This is a genomic window from Methanoregula sp. (assembly GCF_049686655.1).
Lineage (GTDB): Archaea > Halobacteriota > Methanomicrobia > Methanomicrobiales > Methanospirillaceae > Methanoregula.
The window spans coordinates 16,571-32,173 of the sequence record NZ_JBAVIG010000070.1 but is presented as its reverse complement, the minus strand read 5'-3'; the positions used below and the strand labels follow the sequence as shown (position 1 = coordinate 32,173).

Annotated in this window: 17 protein-coding genes and 1 tRNA gene; 6 read left to right on the top strand and 12 right to left on the bottom strand. The window is 57.7% G+C overall.

The window, feature by feature from the left end:
- Positions 1–30: 30 nt before the first annotated feature.
- From WBL42_RS10335 to WBL42_RS10325, 3 genes are all read right to left on the bottom strand, one after another.
- Positions 31–777 (bottom strand): class I SAM-dependent methyltransferase, encoded by a 747-nt coding sequence (locus tag WBL42_RS10335; protein ID WP_424721191.1) that lies wholly within the window; start codon positions 775–777, stop codon positions 31–33.
- A 75-nt stretch (positions 778–852) separates the two neighbouring features.
- Entirely contained in the window at positions 853–1,068 is a 216-nt protein-coding gene (locus WBL42_RS10330) for a hypothetical protein (RefSeq protein ID WP_424721190.1), read from the bottom strand.
- A 106-nt stretch (positions 1,069–1,174) separates the two neighbouring features.
- Entirely contained in the window at positions 1,175–1,597 is a 423-nt protein-coding gene (locus tag WBL42_RS10325) for a winged helix-turn-helix transcriptional regulator (protein WP_424721189.1), read from the bottom strand.
- 60 nt (positions 1,598–1,657) lie between these two features.
- Here WBL42_RS10325 and WBL42_RS10320 point away from each other — a divergent pair, with 60 nt between their 5' ends.
- Positions 1,658–2,575 (top strand): epoxyqueuosine reductase, encoded by a 918-nt coding sequence (locus WBL42_RS10320; protein WP_424721188.1) that lies wholly within the window; start codon positions 1,658–1,660, stop codon positions 2,573–2,575.
- Positions 2,576–2,599: 24 nt separating this feature from the next.
- Here WBL42_RS10320 and WBL42_RS10315 read toward each other — a convergent pair whose 3' ends face one another.
- The 6 genes from WBL42_RS10315 to WBL42_RS10290 all read right to left on the bottom strand — a co-directional run bounded on the left by WBL42_RS10315 (position 2,600) and on the right by WBL42_RS10290 (position 7,961).
- Entirely contained in the window at positions 2,600–3,763 is a 1,164-nt protein-coding gene (locus WBL42_RS10315) for an aconitase X (protein WP_424721187.1), read from the bottom strand.
- A gap of 5 nt (positions 3,764–3,768) precedes the next feature.
- Complete coding sequence (locus WBL42_RS10310) at positions 3,769–5,004, bottom strand: UbiD family decarboxylase (RefSeq protein ID WP_424721186.1); 1,236 nt, start codon at positions 5,002–5,004, stop codon at positions 3,769–3,771.
- A complete protein-coding gene (locus tag WBL42_RS10305) occupies positions 4,997–5,551 on the bottom strand; it encodes a UbiX family flavin prenyltransferase (protein WP_424721208.1) in 555 nt (184 codons plus the stop codon). Before WBL42_RS10305 ends, WBL42_RS10310 begins: the two co-directional genes overlap by 8 nt.
- Positions 5,552–5,651: 100 nt before the next feature.
- Positions 5,652–6,095, bottom strand: coding sequence for a hypothetical protein (locus tag WBL42_RS10300; RefSeq protein ID WP_424721185.1), 444 nt, complete (start codon positions 6,093–6,095; stop codon positions 5,652–5,654).
- A gap of 26 nt (positions 6,096–6,121) precedes the next feature.
- Positions 6,122–6,607 (bottom strand): hypothetical protein, encoded by a 486-nt coding sequence (locus WBL42_RS10295; protein ID WP_424721184.1) that lies wholly within the window; start codon positions 6,605–6,607, stop codon positions 6,122–6,124.
- Positions 6,608–6,755: 148 nt separating this feature from the next.
- A complete protein-coding gene (locus WBL42_RS10290) occupies positions 6,756–7,961 on the bottom strand; it encodes an HD domain-containing protein (protein ID WP_424721183.1) in 1,206 nt (401 codons plus the stop codon).
- A 39-nt stretch (positions 7,962–8,000) separates the two neighbouring features.
- On the opposite strand from WBL42_RS10290, the gene cofD reads away from it, so the two are divergent.
- The 4 genes from cofD to WBL42_RS10270 all read left to right on the top strand — a co-directional run bounded on the left by cofD (position 8,001) and on the right by WBL42_RS10270 (position 12,957).
- Complete coding sequence (gene cofD / locus WBL42_RS10285) at positions 8,001–8,903, top strand: 2-phospho-L-lactate transferase (protein WP_424721182.1); 903 nt, start codon at positions 8,001–8,003, stop codon at positions 8,901–8,903.
- A gap of 182 nt (positions 8,904–9,085) precedes the next feature.
- Complete coding sequence (locus WBL42_RS10280; protein ID WP_424721181.1) at positions 9,086–10,378, top strand: DUF5711 family protein; 1,293 nt, start codon at positions 9,086–9,088, stop codon at positions 10,376–10,378.
- 240 nt (positions 10,379–10,618) lie between these two features.
- The gene (locus WBL42_RS10275; protein ID WP_424721180.1) at positions 10,619–11,806 is read left to right on the top strand and encodes a HEAT repeat domain-containing protein; all 1,188 of its coding nucleotides are present in this window, start codon (positions 10,619–10,621) and stop codon (positions 11,804–11,806) included.
- 170 nt (positions 11,807–11,976) lie between these two features.
- Positions 11,977–12,957, top strand: coding sequence for a cation diffusion facilitator family transporter (locus tag WBL42_RS10270; RefSeq protein ID WP_424721179.1), 981 nt, complete (start codon positions 11,977–11,979; stop codon positions 12,955–12,957).
- Between the two features lie 391 nt (positions 12,958–13,348).
- Here WBL42_RS10270 and trxA read toward each other — a convergent pair whose 3' ends face one another.
- Positions 13,349–13,750, bottom strand: coding sequence for a thioredoxin (trxA, locus tag WBL42_RS10265; protein WP_424721178.1), 402 nt, complete (start codon positions 13,748–13,750; stop codon positions 13,349–13,351).
- Between the two features lie 121 nt (positions 13,751–13,871).
- Here trxA and WBL42_RS10260 point away from each other — a divergent pair.
- A tRNA-Met gene (locus tag WBL42_RS10260) sits at positions 13,872–13,946 on the top strand.
- A gap of 130 nt (positions 13,947–14,076) precedes the next feature.
- Here WBL42_RS10260 and WBL42_RS10255 read toward each other — a convergent pair.
- Together WBL42_RS10255 and WBL42_RS10250 are read right to left on the bottom strand one after the other, a co-directional pair.
- Complete coding sequence (locus tag WBL42_RS10255; RefSeq protein WP_424721177.1) at positions 14,077–14,754, bottom strand: class I SAM-dependent methyltransferase; 678 nt, start codon at positions 14,752–14,754, stop codon at positions 14,077–14,079.
- A 36-nt stretch (positions 14,755–14,790) separates the two neighbouring features.
- A complete protein-coding gene (locus WBL42_RS10250; RefSeq protein WP_424721176.1) occupies positions 14,791–15,567 on the bottom strand; it encodes a response regulator in 777 nt (258 codons plus the stop codon).
- Positions 15,568–15,603 lie beyond the last annotated feature (36 nt).

The window sequence follows — 15,603 nt, the reverse complement described above, 5'->3', positions numbered from 1 at the left end:
CGGGAGGGCAGGGCCGGTCCCCTCCCGCGGTTATGCCGGCTTCCGTGTACAGAATTCGAAGACGCACCGGTTGTCCGCGATATAATGCGGGACATGGTGACGCTGGACAATCTCAGGTGACACGAAGCCGGCGCCGGTGAGACTACCGGCCAGCTGCTCTTTTGTCATTACGCGTGGCGGCCCCCATTCCTCAGGAGACGGGGCAGCCGCTTCCCCGGCCTGCCCCAGCGTTGAACCGAAGAATATTCCCCCGGGCCTGAGGACAGACCAGGCATTCGCAATATATGTTCCGAATTCCTGGTCGTCAGCGATCACGTGGAAGACGGAGGCGGAATACACCATTTCGAACTTCGCCGGCCCGAACGTGAGCGTACCTGAAACCGTGAAGAGGTCGCTGATCTCCCCCTGGTCACAATACAGGTCGAAGCCAAGGTCGATGCTTGCCCGGTTGATGTCGAATGCGGTGATCATCTCCCGGGGAAAACCGTCGCGGAGCAGCTGCCGGACATTGTCCCCGGTGCCGCACCCGTAATCCAAAAGCCTGCCGGTTCTCCTGAGCACATGGGGATAGAAAAAGTGGTTGTTGATCCGCGGCTGCCCGATGATCATGAGGATGTGGGGATAGCGGACCTCCTCCCGGGTGTACTTCTCCAGGAGTGCCTGGTAATATCCGTCAGGATAGACGACACCATAGGCTTCGATCCGTTTCATGGCAATGCGAAGTTCCTCAGGGAGTGTCTTTCCCGGCGGGAACCTGTGGGGTTTTGGTGGTGGCATACCGGAATAAGTGTACGCCGGGAGAATATTGATGGTTACGGTAGCAGGTCCGGAAATATTTTGAGGAGTACCGGTTCATCCCGGAATTTTTTTTTGAAATTTTTTTATTCCGGCAGGGACAATCACAAAAAAGATTCCTGGCCGGTCCGAAAATTTTCCGGAAAAAATTTCTGAAGATTTTTCCAGATAATTTTGCTTTGTAGAAAACCTCATAATCGCTGACGCTCTTTTGGGCTTTGCCCCCGCCGCTATGGCATCCCCCGGTTGCGATGACGACGTATTACCTGCCATTTGACCCGGGGCATCGTCTCTTCGAAAAAAATGATTTCTACAGAGCAGATAATTTTTCAATTTTTTCCTTTTGGACTTGTCATCACGCCCAATTGTCCGGGCCCGGTCACGGACATCCCGAACCGGGATACAGTTCGCTCATGGTACGTGGCCGGTGATCTTCGAAAATCTCATCGGCGTACCATTTTATGCCAAAGGCTATGATGCTCATCAGGATCGGGATCGTGTCCTTCCCTTTTTCCGTGAGCACCCACCCGACTACCCGCGGGCTCTCCTTCACGACAACTGCCTCGATCAGTCCGCACGCTTCCAGTTCATGCAGCCGCATGACAAGAACCCGTGACGTCAGGCCGGGTAGGGAGCGCCGTATCTGGTTAAACCGGTTGATCTTCAGCAGCGCAATGTCCCGGAGGATGAGGAGCGTCCACTTTTTTCCAAGCACTCCCATCGTGACAAGGAGGGGGCATGCCAGCAATTCCACCGCAGGGACCAGGGGTCGGTCAGCTGTCGGCGGTTGCGCCTTTTTCATGGTATACTTTTGGAGCCTGCGCTATTAAAGTGGTATTATTAGTATACCAGTTCTGAGACCATGAAACACCCGGAAGATGAACAAGTGCCTGGACAGGAAAACGACCAGAAACTTCCTGCACAGGATCTGGCAGCCTGGCTGACAGAGAGCATCCGGAAGTTCTGCCGGAACTCCCCGGAGAACAGCCTTCAGAATGCGGCACATGACCGGGCCTTTGATGAGCCCCTTGTCGGATTCTCCAGCGGGGCGGACCCGTTGTATGCGTTCCTGCAAAAGGACATCGGTGCTCCCCTGATGACCCCGGCAGAAATATTCCGTAGATCGTTTCCGGAGACTGATGCCACGGCTGAAGAACTCACCGTGATCAGCTGGGCCCTGCCCCATATTCCGGCGACCATTGCGGATAATGCCGACCGGAGGTTCCTGCCTTCCGAGCGGTGGGCACGGGCCAAGCATTTCGGCGCGGGTTTTGTAAAGGAATTGTCCCGGCACGTCGTCAGCCTCCTGGAAGAGGCAGGGTACGTGGCCGTAGCCCCTCAATATACTTCGTTCTGGTCCGTGGGAATGTCAAAAAAGTACGGACTTGCATCGGCCTGGTCCGAGCGGCACGCCGCACACGTCTCCGGTCTCGGGACCTTCGGCCTCTGCGATGGGCTGATCACGCAGAAGGGAAAGGCCATCATCTGTGGTTCGGTCATTGCACGGATAGCGGTCCCGCCAACACCCCGGCCGTATATGGATCACCATGCATACTGCCTGCACTACACGAACGAGACCTGCGGAAAATGTATCACCCGCTGCCCGGCACGGGCAGTCTCGAAGAAGGGACATAACAAGCTGGTATGCAATGCGTACCTCATGGGCATCACAAAGCCCTACGTAAAACTGCGATACGGGATCGATGATTACGGCTGCGGGATGTGCCAGACCGGGGTTCCGTGCGACAGCAGGAACCCGGTGCGGCGGACCCCGCGATAAGTGAGTTTTGAAGGACCGGGGATTTCACTCCGTCCCCACCCGCACACACTCCGCGATCGTCCCGATCCTTGCGACGGCAGCACACATATCCGGCACGTACGCGAGGGCCTTTCCGCTGTTCACCATGATCGCTTCGTACTGCTCCATCACGGGCGAGACCACCATGCAGGTGTCGGCAAAGACCCGGGCCCCACTCTTCTCAATCGAATCAACCGTCCGCTGGTTCTTCTCGATCACACCCTGCGCTGCGAAGACATAGAACGGCATGGTCACCAGCTGCCCCTTGAGGAGCCGGGCGATCTCCTCCAGCTCCGCGGGAGAGCAGTGCGGGCAGCCCACCGCGACCGCTTCGACCGGGATCTCTTTGAACAGCTTCCTGATCTCCGCAGCTTCCACGGCGATTGTGTCGAGGCCGGTGAGATCGGTTGGTATTTTCAGTGCTTCCGGTGTCACGCCTTCCACGTGGTAGAGCGCCACGGCACCGGTAGCCGCCATCGCCGCCCCCAGCCCCTTGAGCTGATCCTTGTCCGGGTTGATCCCGGAGAAGAACGGGATCCGGTTGCCCACGAGCTTCCCTGTATGGTAACCGAGCGCCCCGTAGTCCGCGATAGACCATTCGCGGGTGTCGGCCTGCACCCGGACGACCACTTGCGGCTTCCGGTTCTCTTTGAGATGGAGACCATAACAGGGTGTCTTCCCCACAAGTGCAGCGGCAAGGGCGCCGGGCCCGCCCTCCCGGTTCGTCCGGGCACCAATCACCGAGTTCGCATAACTGACCGCGGAGGACTCGGACCACGCGAGGTGGTCGCCAAAGTTTGTCTCGCGGAGATAGTAGGGCGTGCAGGTACACTCAAGGCCAATACCGAGCCTTTCGTAGGCGGCGATAACGGCCTGCTGCTTCTGCGCAAAGTCCTCGTTCACGCCCATCTCCTGCCATCGTTCACGGGGCATGCCGATCGGGTTAAGCACGGCCGGGACTACCGCTTTCGCATCGAGCGAGTTGAGCCATTGGAGGCCGTACTCCCCGATCGTCTTGTAGGACGCACCACTTACCTGGGCGCTCCTGATCGGGACGAGCCGTTCGGCCCCGAAGACCTTCCCGAGTGCCACGAGGAGTTCAAGCATCTTCTGCCGGGTCTCGCCCTCTTCACCGGCAAGGATCCGTTCCTCGTCCTTATCGAGCAGCATTTTGCTCACCACGTGGCCCGCGAGAAGTCCGCCTCGCGCCCGAGCACCATCGTTGCGTCGACCCCGACCTTCACGTTCGTGCCGTCCTCGAGCTGGCACGGATCGAGCGAGGATCCGCGGACACCGGTGATCACCATGATGTCCCGGTCGCCGCTGACACGCGTAGCAATCGCGTACTCGACCTCGTGAGGGTCCAGGGGATCGATATCCTCGTCCACCACAACCACGTGCTTGAGCGAGGTATGGGCGGCAAACGCGGCCATGATCGCGTTCTTGGCATCGCCCTGCGTGCTCTTCCTGATCTGGATCACGGCATGGAGATAGCCGCAGCCGCCCTTCGTGAGGACTACGTTCCTTACTTCGGTCACGCCGGCAACGGCCTTGTAGATCTTCGGCTCGTAGGGAGCCCCCATCAGCATCTTGTGTTCGTCGCCGCCAGGAAGTATGCCGTGATAGATGAAGTCCGGCTTCGTGTACATCCCGGTGAACTCGATGATATGCTGCATGCGAACCGGGTCATAGGTGCCGGTGATGTCGACAAACGGCCCTTCCTCGGTGAGATCCCCGGTGATGAATCCTTCCAGCACGATCTCCGCGTCAGGCACCAGCACGCCGTTACTGCACCGCATCACCTTCATCTCGCCGCCCATCAGTTCTGCGGCGAACGGGAGCTCCATGCCGGTCGGTACCCGCGTACAGCTGGCAAAGGTCACGGCCGGGTGCGTACCGATCGTGATCGCGATGGGGAGTTTCTCTCCCTTCGCAAGGGCTTTCCTGAGCATCACGTGCGTATGCCTGCCCTCGACAAGCCGGGCAGCGACCCGGTGGTCGTCCAGCACCTGCATCCGGTGGATCGAGGCATTCTCCACACCGTCCCAGCGGGAGAAGACGATGGCGGAGGTGAGATATTTCCCGGCATCTTTCGGGTAGTGGTGCATGATCGGGATCTTTGCAAGATCGGGTTTCTGCATCGGGAGGGTGCCGTCTTCGATGACCTTGCCGTTGAACTGGGCATCCGCGAGGGTTTTGACAATCTTCGTTTCGTCGATGCCGAGCGCAAGGGAGAGGGAGGTCCGGCTCGCGGTGAGGTTCATCACGGCACGCGAGCCCCCAATCTTATGGAAGAAGAGGAGCTTATCAGTGCCGGCTGCCATCTTCGGCGCCTCCATGTCTACGGAGACTTCCTCTTTTACGTCCACAACGAGTCCTGCCTTCCGCATCTTTTCGATAAATTCACGCATCGTAACCGCTCCAGCGCTCTATGAGGTCGTGTTCTATTTCAAGGTGGTCGAGCACGCGGGCCACGACCATGTCCACGAGATCGTCGATCTTTTTCGGCTTGTGGTAAAACCCGGGGCTTGCGGGCATGATCGTCGCTCCAGCGTCGTCGGCGGCTAGCATATTCTTCAGGTGGATCTTCGAGAGCGGCATCTCGCGGGTGACGAGGATGCATTTCCGGTGCTCCTTGAGGCAGACATCGGCAGTGCGTGTGATCAGGTTGTCGGCATACCCGTTCGCTATCGCCGCAAGGGTCTTGGAACTGCAGGGTATCACTACCATCCCGTCGTACTTGTGTGACCCGCTCGCAATGGACGCAAAGAGCTTGTCGATCGGATGGTACTCGGCATTCATCCCCTCGAACGAGACGCCCTCGTGGGCAGCGATCTTCGCCGCCACGTCCGAGACGATGATGTGGACCTTTGCATCCTTGCAAAGCACCTCAAGCAGGCGCCGGGCATAGATCGCCCCGCTCGCACCTGTCACCCCGACTACGATCTCTTTTTTCATGGTTGCCAAAGTAGCCTCTCCTGTGATACCAATGTCGGAGTGAAGGCAAAAAGAGTTTGTGCCGGGAGAAGTTCCGGCCGGCTGATCCTTTTTCTGTACATTATTTCTTCGGCGGTGCAAAGAAGCGGTACCGGACCTGGCCCTCCTCGACCTTCTTTGCATGCGATGGGTTGAGGTCGCGGCGTGCCTCGATCACGAGCGTATTGAGGATGTTATGGAGCCGGAGGGTATCGTAGTCCTTGTCCTTGTGCTCGTTCAGGAAGTCAAGCAGGTCGTTCGTACTCCGCAGGACGCCGGTGCTCCCCACGAGGTTGAGCCGGTTGAGCGTCAGGGCGAGGTTCTTCTTTGCTACGTCCATCTTGTAGGGATCGCCCCCGGCAAGGTTCAGTTCCGTGATCGCGTTGAGGAGATCGGTATAGACCTTGAGCTTGTGGGTGCTCTCGTGCATCTTTGTCTCGGCGCTCCGGAGTTTCCACAGGACAACGGCAAGGATGATGATCACTGCCACCAGGCCGGCAGTTATGACAATTGTGTCTTCAAGCATGGGATTGCCTCAGATTTTCTTTGGTGTTACGGGTTCCTTTTCGCCGCTGTCACGTCCACCTTGACAAGGTTGCCGGTCATATCAATCCTGTACGACCCGATCGTGTACATCGGGTACTGCTGGTGTGTATCATTCCTGTATGAGTTACCGTTCCCGTCGTAGCCGTAGGTATCGGTGTGGCCGGTGTCCACGTTCGTCACATTCATCCGGAACCAGCAGGACTGCGGGTCGACGTTAAGCGGGAGGACGACAAAATCGATCCCCCACGAGGAGTTGTCCACATGGAACTGTTCGGTATAATGGTCACTTTCGCTCTGGAACGAGTAGGACTTCTGCAGGTAGTGGTCGCCCAGGGAAAAGGAGGGGTGCGGCACGACCGCTGTTGCAGCCGCAGCAGGGATACCTGCCGGGACCGGCGTCGCAGTAGCGACGGGGGCCTGGTTCTGGGTGCATCCGGCGATTACGACCGCTGCAATGATCAGGACAAGAGCTACGAGTACACTGTGTTGCATATGAGTGAGTGTTTGGGGATTGTAATATATTATGGTTATTTGTGATTTCGTTGCATCCCACCCGTTTTTACCCTGCTTCCTGGCAGGCCCCCGATGGGTAAACATGGGGACACTCCCGGCAAACGGAACTGTTTTTGAAAAGCGTCTCCTAAAAAAGTGTATCCTGCCGGGTCGGTTTCCTGATGTGCAGGATCTCGCAAGCCGCATCCGTAACCTGTTCCCGGAACGCCGGCAGCGTGTACACACCGAGACGCCACTGCTCGCGCCGGGTCGCATTGAGCGTGCGGACCCGGGGGGAGATCTCCTCGAAACTGGTCTCGGAATGCCGGTTCCGGACCCGGACCGCAAGGGACATCTCGCGGGGAACGGAAGGGATATCCACCAGTACTTCGTGGGGCCGGATGCCGGCAAGCTCCGCGATCAGGCCTGCATACTCCCGGCTCTTCTCCAGCGGGACGCCGTCCTGGTACGCCGCGACTGATACCTGTTCGCTGCCGACCGTGATCGCCCGCTTGTAGAGCCGGCGTTCGTAGAGCCGGGACATGATCTCCCGGGATACGGTGCTGCCCGAGCTGGCCAGTACATGCATGCACCCCGCATCGTCGAGACGGAGGAATTGCTCCGCGTCGTTCCCGCCATTATCCTGCAGGTGCGCGAGGGCCGCAAGCTGGAACATGCTCTCGCCGATCCGGCTGACATGGTGGTAATAGACGCTCGGGCGCATCAGTGTCCGGGCGATCAGGAGCGACTCCGCCGCATTCACACCGTTCTCATCCAGCACGGTGCCTCCGGAGGTCCAGACCAGGTGCCGGATCAGGCGCTGGGCGTCGACCGTGCCATACGGCGCGCCGGTATAGTAGGCGTCCCGGAGGAGGTAATCCATCCGGTCCACGTCGAAATCACCGTGGATGATCGCCGAAAGCCTGTGCCTCCCGTTCACTACGGCACAAAGTTCCCCGGGATCGATGCCCTGCTGTTCGAGCAGGCCTCCCACCGTCTCTTCCAGGACCGGGCCGATATCGTCATGCGTGCGGTGAAGGTATTTTTCCATCAGGGGCTCGCTCGCATGGGAGAAAGGTCCGTGACCGATATCATGGAGGAGAGCGGAGGCAACGATCAGCTGCCGCTCGTCATCAGCCAGCTGGAACCGCCGGCTCGCAACGTCAGCGAGATGCATGGTCCCAAGGGAATGCTCGAACCGGGTATGGTTTGCACCCGGGTAGACGAGGAACGAGAAACCGAGCTGCCGTACATAGCGCAGGCGCTGGAGTGCGGGAGCGTCCAGCAGTGCCCGGGCAAAATCCTCGACCTCAATGTAGCCATGGACCGGGTCCTTGATGATCTTCAGGGTCACTAAAGAATCTTCATATACATCGCATAAAAGTATTGAGTAATGATTACCTTCCTATCGGGCGGGACTGGCACCCCGAAGCTCCTGCGGGGCATGCAGAAAGTGGTGGACCGGCACGAAATCGCAGTGATTGTCAACACGGCCGAGGACATCTGGATATCAGGCAACCACATCTCGCCTGACGTGGACACGGTGATGTATCTCTTTGCCGGTATCCTCAATACAGACACGTGGTGGGGTGTCCGGAACGACACGTTCACCACGCATGAGGAGACAACCCGGCTCGGCATCGATGAATTCATCGCTATTGGCGACCGGGACCGGGCCGTGCACATTGCCCGGGCCGAGATGCTCCGCAGCGGGATGCGCTTAACGAACGTGACCAAGGTGCTCTGCGAGCGGTTCGGGGTCCGCGAGACCGTGCTGCCTATGACTGACACTGAAGTGACAACGCAGGTGAAGACCGATCTCGGCCTGATCCATTTCCAGGAGTACTGGATCCGGGCAAAGGGAAAGATTGAGATCCAGCAGATCGTGAGGAGTTTTGATGAGCCTCCGGTGGCGACACCGGAAGCGCTTGAGGCCATCGAGGCGAGCGATGCGATCGTTATCGGCCCCTCGAACCCGATCACGAGCATCCTGCCGATCCTTGACTGTGCCGGGATCAGGGAGGCAATAAAGAACAAGTTCGTTGTCGCGGTAAGCCCGTTCATCGGCAACGCGCCCATCAGCGGCCCGGCCGGCGCCTTCATGGAGGCAGCGGGGTACGAACCGAGCGCGATCGGGACGTTCAACTGCTACCGGGGACTCCCCGATGTGTTCATCCAGGACACCCGGGACCCGGTGAACGTGAGCCAGTCGGTGAGGTTCGATACCCTGATGGTTGATGAGGACAAGAGCGTGGCGCTGGCGCAGGAGATCCTGCGGCTGATCGAAAAACATTGAACGCGGCACATGCCGGGATGACTCCTGCATGAATATCCCGGCAGGGCTTTGCACGTAAAGTAGGGATTTGGCCTGACATTACGTGCAGACACCGGACTTTACGTGCAGGATTGACTTTACGTGCAAAGCCTCCCGGCAGCAAACCTATATCATGCTGCGCAATAACGATTTACGTGAGAGATATGAGAGATTTTCCCGTATATTCCGCGTCCTTTTTCGCGCTCCTTTTCCTTGTGGCAACCGCTTCCGCTGCTTCTGCCGGCGGGGGGTTCATCAAAAGCATTGATCTCGGCCATGGCGCCGTGACTATGTTGTCCATGACTTCGGACGGTTCCTTTGTCTCGGCAGCGACCCAGGACGGCACGATACTCCTGCTGAGTCGTAATAATGGCGCGGCCTGGGGCTATTTCAATACCAAGAGCAACTCGCAGTACTCGGTTGCCGCCATCCACCCTTCCGGCACGACTGTGCTGGGTGCTTCGGGATCGGCAGTGTACATGCTCAACGATACGGGTGCGGAGATCTGGAGCGACCAGCGGGTCCGGCAGGCAAGTGTGGAGGACGTGGCAATCTCGACCGATGGCTACGGGTATACGACTTCCGGTAACAACCTGTTTTTTTTTGACAAGACCGGAAACCCGCTCTTTACCCTGAAGACCGCAAGCACGGTCTGGCGGTTTGCAATCTCAACCGACGGGACGTACATCGCAACAGGCACAACGAACCCGGACCACCGGGTATACCTGTATGACCGGAACGAAAGCCTGCGCTGGACCTATGACCCGGATGCCCAGATCAGCGACGTGGATGTCTCATACCAGGGCACGCGGGTAGCAGCCGGGGCAGGACAGGACCTGTACATATTCTCAAATGACGGGACGCTGCTCGGAGCCTATGACTGCGGCAGTCCCATAAACGGGGTCTCGATGTCCCGGGACGGGACCCGGATTGCCGTGGGCACTCAGGACGGCAGTGCAAAGATCATCTCTGATGCCGGTCTCCTGCTCTGGCAGACCCAGACCTCGGGAAAGGTGTACGATGTGGCCCTGTCTTCTGACGGCACCCAGCTCGCCGTAGCCGTGGACTCGTCGGTCCAGTGGTTTGCCCCCGATATTCCCGCTATGAATCCGTCTGCTTCCGCGACCACGGCAATCACAGCGCCGGGTACAGGAGCAGTGATCGTTTCGTCCATACCGGCAGGAGCGGGTATATATGTGGATAATTCCTATCGTGGAGTCTCACCGCTGACGGTGGCTGACCTGTCACCTGGCAACCACGCCATACTTCTGAAAGAGGCAGGCTATAGCGACTGGTCAACGACCGTGACCGTGATACCGGATACAGGGATCAGCCTCTCAGGCAGTCTCTCGCCAGCAGTATCAACGACCCACTCCCCCGATCCCATTCCGGCCCTGATCGCAGGACTGGCAATCGCAGGACTGGCTGTCGGACGGAAAGGACGCAGGGAACAGTAAGATTCCCTGTTTTTCCTGAGGGGGAAGGGGGTGCTGCCGGTATATACACTCCCGGGCAGGCCATGAGGACCGGGAAAAGGTCTTTTCACCCGGTTTTTTCCCACGATAACTGGTTGCCATTTTCCGGGCGGATCTCTTTCAAACACTGTAAAAAAAACGTGAGTTGTGCAAATTTCGGTAATTTTCCATCCGATACCTATTTGAAGGATTTATATACTAATATTTGTTCGGAGATGTAATATGAGTATCATCAAGAAATTCCTCAACCTGTTCAAGTCAGGGAAAGGAGAAGAGGACGAAGCGCGCCTTCAGGCACAGAAGGAGCGCTATGACAATCTCCTCAGGGCTCTCACCGAGGGCGATCTCGATGCCCGCTGGGCAGCTGTAAGGTCGGTTGGCGATCTTGGCGAGCCGTTTATCGAACCGTTGATCCGGGGGCTCAAGGACGAGTACTGGATCATAAGGCGGGGTTCAGCCGATACACTGGGCAAGATCGGGGCGCCTGCCGTAAAACCGTTGATCGGGGCGCTTGATGAGCCGCTTGAGGACATCCGTCAGGAAACGATCCGGGCCCTCCAGCTGGTCGGGGAACCTTCCGTGGGTCCCCTGGTCCAGGCAACAAAGCACGGCCACCCGCTGATCCGGCGGGGTGCGGTCCAGGCACTCGGTATCATGGGCGAGGGGCGTGCAGTCCCGGTCCTTATCGATGCCCTGAAGGACCCGGATGCCGGTGTCAGGTACGAGGCCACGGTGGCTCTCGGCCGCATCGGGGATCCCCGTAGCGTCCCCCCGCTCATCGAGAGCCTGAACGACCCGCAGGAACACGTGCGTGTTGCCGCCATGGCCACGCTCTGCTCACTCGGTGCCCCGTCCATTGAGCCGCTGATCCATGCTCTCGTTGATCTGAACGAGGATGTCTGTCGTAGGGCGTCGCTTGCGCTGGTAACGATCGGGGAGCCGGCCATGGATGCACTGATCGCGGCACTGGGCGACCAGAACCCGGGCATCCGCAGGGGTGCTGCCGAGGCGCTTGGCCAGATCGGGAACACCCGTGCCATACCAAAGATCATTGAAAGCCTCAGGGACCCCGAGCGGCTGGTCCGGATCGAGTCCGTCAAGGCCCTTGCCGCACTCGGCGTCCCTGCAATCGCTCCTCTCATGCAGGTCTTCCGCGAAGGCGACGGCCATATGCGGACCGGCGCAATGGAGGCGCTCTGGATGCTCGGCCAGCCGGCCACTACACCCCTCATCATGGTGCTAAAAGACGATCAGAGCGATGTCCGGAAGCGGGCGGCCCTCCTGCTCGGCGAGATCGGCGACCAGAAAGCGGTGGATCATCTCACCGGCCTGCTCTCCGATGATAATGTCACAGTCAGGAAAGAGGCATTCGAAGCCCTTGAGATGATCAAGAACCGGACAGCGGCCTGATCCAGCTTTTTTTTCAATAGTTTTTTATTGCAGTCTCCGTGCCTCCTATGGAGGAGCTGATGCCGTGGTGATCAGTGAACCCGATATGGATCCCCCGTGGACGTGCACCCTTTGGCCCAAACCGTTCTACATAAGCCTTTTTTCCCCTTCCGCCCAATATCCTCACCAGCATGCCCGAGTTGTTTTCGCGCACACGGAATGTGCAGAAACGTTCTGCCGATGAGGAAAAACAGAAAACCGCCCATCTCTCGGTCCTCTCCAACATCACCCTTGTCCTGATGAAACTTTCCGTCGGGTTCGCGGTCGGCTCCCTTGCGATCATCTCCGAGGCGATCCACTCGGGCATCGATCTCCTTGCTGCGGTGATCGCGTACATCTCGGTGAAGAAGGCGAGCGAACCTCCGGACGAAATCCATGAGTTCGGGCACGGCAAGTTCGAGGATATGTCCGGCTTTTTTGAGGCGCTGCTGATCTTTGCCGCCGCCGTACTGATCATGTACGAGGCGATCATGAAGCTGATCCACGGGTCGCCCACCCTCCTCAACGAGGACCTGTTCGGGTTGTTCGGGATTGGTATCCTCGTGATGGGTATCTCTGCCGTCATCAACTTCTATGTCTCCAGCCGGCTGATGAAGGTGGCAAAGGAGACCGAGTCCATAGCCCTCGAGAGCGATGCCTGGCACCTGCGGACCGATGTCTACACCTCGGCCGGGATCATGGCGGGCCTTGTCCTGATCAAGCTCACGGGTATCCTGATCCTCGACCAGCTCTTTGCCTTCGGGGTTGCCGTCATCATCATGCATGCTGCGTACGAACTGACGGTGCGGTCGTTTGGCACCCTCACCGATCGCAAGCTCTCGGACGAGGAGGAGAACAGGATCAAAGAGATCCTGTGCGATCATGCAACCGATTTTGCCAACTTCCATGACCTGCGGACCCGTCGGTCCGGGGCGGACCGGTTCATCGACCTCCATCTCGTGGTGGCAAAGGACACGACCGTGGAAGAGGCCCATGATCTCTCCGACCACCTGGAATCCGATATCCTCCTTGCATTCCCGCGGACGAGCATCACCATCCACATCGAACCGTGCAAGGGTACCTGCTGGGAATGCACCTCGCTCTGCCGGAAGGGGAACAGCCCGGCAAAGTGAACTCTAAAGATTGGCAACGTCATTCTGCCGGTTTTTCCCGTTCCGGTATGCGGACAAATAAACCTGCCTGGTAACGTTTTTGCTCTCGTGCGGGAATGACCGCATGAGTGACGGGTATGCGTCTGGTCGTAACAAAAAGGAATCTTGCAGCCGTAACGGCCGGTGCCCGGGTTTTTTAAAAAATGTTTGCTCTGTAGAAATCATTTTTTTCGAAGAGACGATGCCCCCCTCTTGCGCCACCAGTCCCCGCGGGGGACGGGGCGCAGTGCGATGACCCGAGTCAAATGGCAGGTAATACATCGTCATCGCAACCGGGGGATGCCATAGCGGCGGGGGCAAAGCCCAAAAGAGCGTCAGCGATTATGAGGTTTTCTACAGAGCAAAAATGTTTTTAATCCAGGCCGAACTTCCGGACAATCTTCTCCCTGATCGCTTCCTTTGGGTAGGCGCCGATGATCCGGTCCACCAGCTGGCCTTTGGAAAAGAGCATCATCGCGGGAATCGCGTCTATGTTGAACTGCATTGCAAGCCTCCGGTTCTCATCGGTATTGCACTTTCCGAATGCCACCTTGTCACCGTACTCTTTCGCAAGCTCGTCCATGATGGGCGCAATCCGCTGGCAGGGACCGCACCATTCCGCCCAAAAGTCTACCACGGCATACTGGTTTGTGGCGAGGAACTGCTGGAAATGCATCTCGTCGACATGCTGTACCGCACCCTTATCTGCGTGTCTCATCTTCTCCCTCATCTCCTGCATCCGCTTCTCGCGGAGGCGCTGGATCTCATCATCCATGATCCAGATATGCCGGCATGGTTCATTTAATGCTAACGAACACGGCATCCCTGCACAATCTCCTGTAAGTGAGTAAAGTATATCTGCGGATGCCGACTATATTATAACCCTGATTATAGGAAGCGAGGTAGGGTAGTCAGGATATCCCGACGGGCTCATAACCCGTAGATCGATGGTTCAAATCCATCCCTCGCTACTGTTTTTCGTGAGTTATGCAGGATTGCGGTTTCCTCCGGAAAAATTGAACGCGGAGTAATATACCTCGGTTATTCGGAACAGGCCATCATTCTTCCTGCAGGGAAGACCGTGAGCACCCGATGGCAAATTCATACCTTCCTCGCCACCGTCACGATGAATGTCCGGTTCCGGTACACCACATCAACATCGGAGAACCCGGCCTCCCGCAGCCAGGCGAGCTGGTCTGATAGTTTCTCGTTCCTGTCAAGCTCATCCCGGCGTTTCAGGATCTCCGCCTGCTGCGATCCGGTCATCGGGCCGCTCTTCAGGAACCCGTTCCAGTAATCCAGGTAACGCTGCCGGAAGTACGGTGTCTCGCCATCTGCCTGGTCCGCGTTCACGAACATCCCGCCCGGTTTCAGGTATGCAAAAATGCGCCGGAAGAGGAGCCGCTTCTCCTCAGGTGCAAGGTGATGGATGGAGAGCGCTGAGCAGACAATATTGTACGGTCCTCCGAGATCTCCCGTTGAATAATCACTCACCACATACCGGGTATACTTACGGCCGGCAAACCGCTGTCGTGCCATCCCCAGCATGTTCTCCGCGATATCCACGAGCGTCAGGTGTGCCTGCGGGAATTTTTCCAGCAGGTACGCACTCATGAGGCCGGTGCCAGCACCGATGTCGAGAACTTCCGGTTCGGAGTCTCCCGATTCCGCTGCCCAGACCGCAGTACGGTAAAACTGCCGCATCTCCGGGATGATGTACTCCCGCTGCGTGTCGTAATCCTGTGCGAACCGGTTGAACGCCTGCCTGATGTGCTCCATGGAAGATCCTGCCTCTTATACGGGGATTTGTTATAATCAGGAATAGGGTTTTGGCGATTTCTCTTTTATGGACATGAAAACGGCAAGGAACTTTCCGCGCGTATCCAATACCGGACGAACCGACACCTTCACTTTCCGGCGCTTTGACGTGGTTGTTACCATCGCGGTATTGGAATCATGAAATATACCGGCCATCTGATTGGCAGCATCAGTAACGGGGTCCTTCAGTTGCTCTTCAGTCTGTTCGTTGATAAGCATCAGGACGTCCCGCCAGTGTTTCATAAGGATCCGGTTGGCCGGAATATCGAGAAGCCACGCCGCGTAGGGATTGAAAAAGATGATCCGGCCGCGTTTATCCATGATGAGGATCGCCTCGAGCAGTTCCATGATCTTTTTTGGATCTCCCGCGGGATACTGCTCCGGGCCACTGGGCCGGTTGCTGTGATTGTAGATCGCAAGATCCACATTCGTCGAGATCTCGATTGCAGTGAACGGTTTGAAGATGATCCCGTACGGCTGCGAGTACTTGACCCGTTCGAGCTGCTTCTCATCCGATATGCCTGTTATAAAAATAAGGGGACAATGGAAGAGCTGGAAGATGTAATGGGCTGCGTCCATGCCATCCATCGCCCCGGACAGGTTGACATCCATCATCACCAGGTCGGGCATCAGCTCAGCGGATTTCATGATGGCTTCCGCACCGGAAGAGGCGGTGCCGGCAATCGTGTACCCCCTCTTCTGGAGCATGGTTGAAAGCACGTGGGTGATGATGGCATCGTCATCGACAATCAGGATGCGGGGAGTTGAAACCATAACCAGCTGATCCTCAGGTTCTGTAAGGGTACAATC

Excerpts from the sequence above, each read along its gene's own strand:
- WBL42_RS10300 (WP_424721185.1), bottom strand. The coding sequence starts at position 6,095 with ATGCTTGAAGACACAATTGTCATAACTGCCGGCCTGGTGGCAGTGATC.
- WBL42_RS10310 (WP_424721186.1), bottom strand. The coding sequence starts at position 5,004 with ATGCGTGAATTTATCGAAAAGATGCGGAAGGCAGGACTCGTTGTGGAC.
- WBL42_RS10315 (WP_424721187.1), bottom strand. The coding sequence starts at position 3,763 with ATGCTGCTCGATAAGGACGAGGAACGGATCCTTGCCGGTGAAGAGGGC.
- cofD (WP_424721182.1), top strand. The coding sequence starts at position 8,001 with ATGATTACCTTCCTATCGGGCGGGACTGGCACCCCGAAGCTCCTGCGG.
- WBL42_RS10270 (WP_424721179.1), top strand. The coding sequence starts at position 11,977 with ATGCCCGAGTTGTTTTCGCGCACACGGAATGTGCAGAAACGTTCTGCC.
- WBL42_RS10330 (WP_424721190.1), bottom strand. The coding sequence starts at position 1,068 with ATGGCAGGTAATACGTCGTCATCGCAACCGGGGGATGCCATAGCGGCG.
- WBL42_RS10305 (WP_424721208.1), bottom strand. The coding sequence starts at position 5,551 with ATGAAAAAAGAGATCGTAGTCGGGGTGACAGGTGCGAGCGGGGCGATC.
- trxA (WP_424721178.1), bottom strand. The coding sequence starts at position 13,750 with ATGGATGATGAGATCCAGCGCCTCCGCGAGAAGCGGATGCAGGAGATG.
- WBL42_RS10325 (WP_424721189.1), bottom strand. The coding sequence starts at position 1,597 with ATGAAAAAGGCGCAACCGCCGACAGCTGACCGACCCCTGGTCCCTGCG.
- WBL42_RS10280 (WP_424721181.1), top strand. The coding sequence starts at position 9,086 with ATGAGAGATTTTCCCGTATATTCCGCGTCCTTTTTCGCGCTCCTTTTC.
- WBL42_RS10255 (WP_424721177.1), bottom strand. The coding sequence starts at position 14,754 with ATGGAGCACATCAGGCAGGCGTTCAACCGGTTCGCACAGGATTACGAC.
- WBL42_RS10335 (WP_424721191.1), bottom strand. The coding sequence starts at position 777 with ATGCCACCACCAAAACCCCACAGGTTCCCGCCGGGAAAGACACTCCCT.
- WBL42_RS10275 (WP_424721180.1), top strand. The coding sequence starts at position 10,619 with ATGAGTATCATCAAGAAATTCCTCAACCTGTTCAAGTCAGGGAAAGGA.
- WBL42_RS10250 (WP_424721176.1), bottom strand. The coding sequence starts at position 15,567 with ATGGTTTCAACTCCCCGCATCCTGATTGTCGATGACGATGCCATCATC.
- WBL42_RS10320 (WP_424721188.1), top strand. The coding sequence starts at position 1,658 with ATGAAACACCCGGAAGATGAACAAGTGCCTGGACAGGAAAACGACCAG.
- WBL42_RS10295 (WP_424721184.1), bottom strand. The coding sequence starts at position 6,607 with ATGCAACACAGTGTACTCGTAGCTCTTGTCCTGATCATTGCAGCGGTC.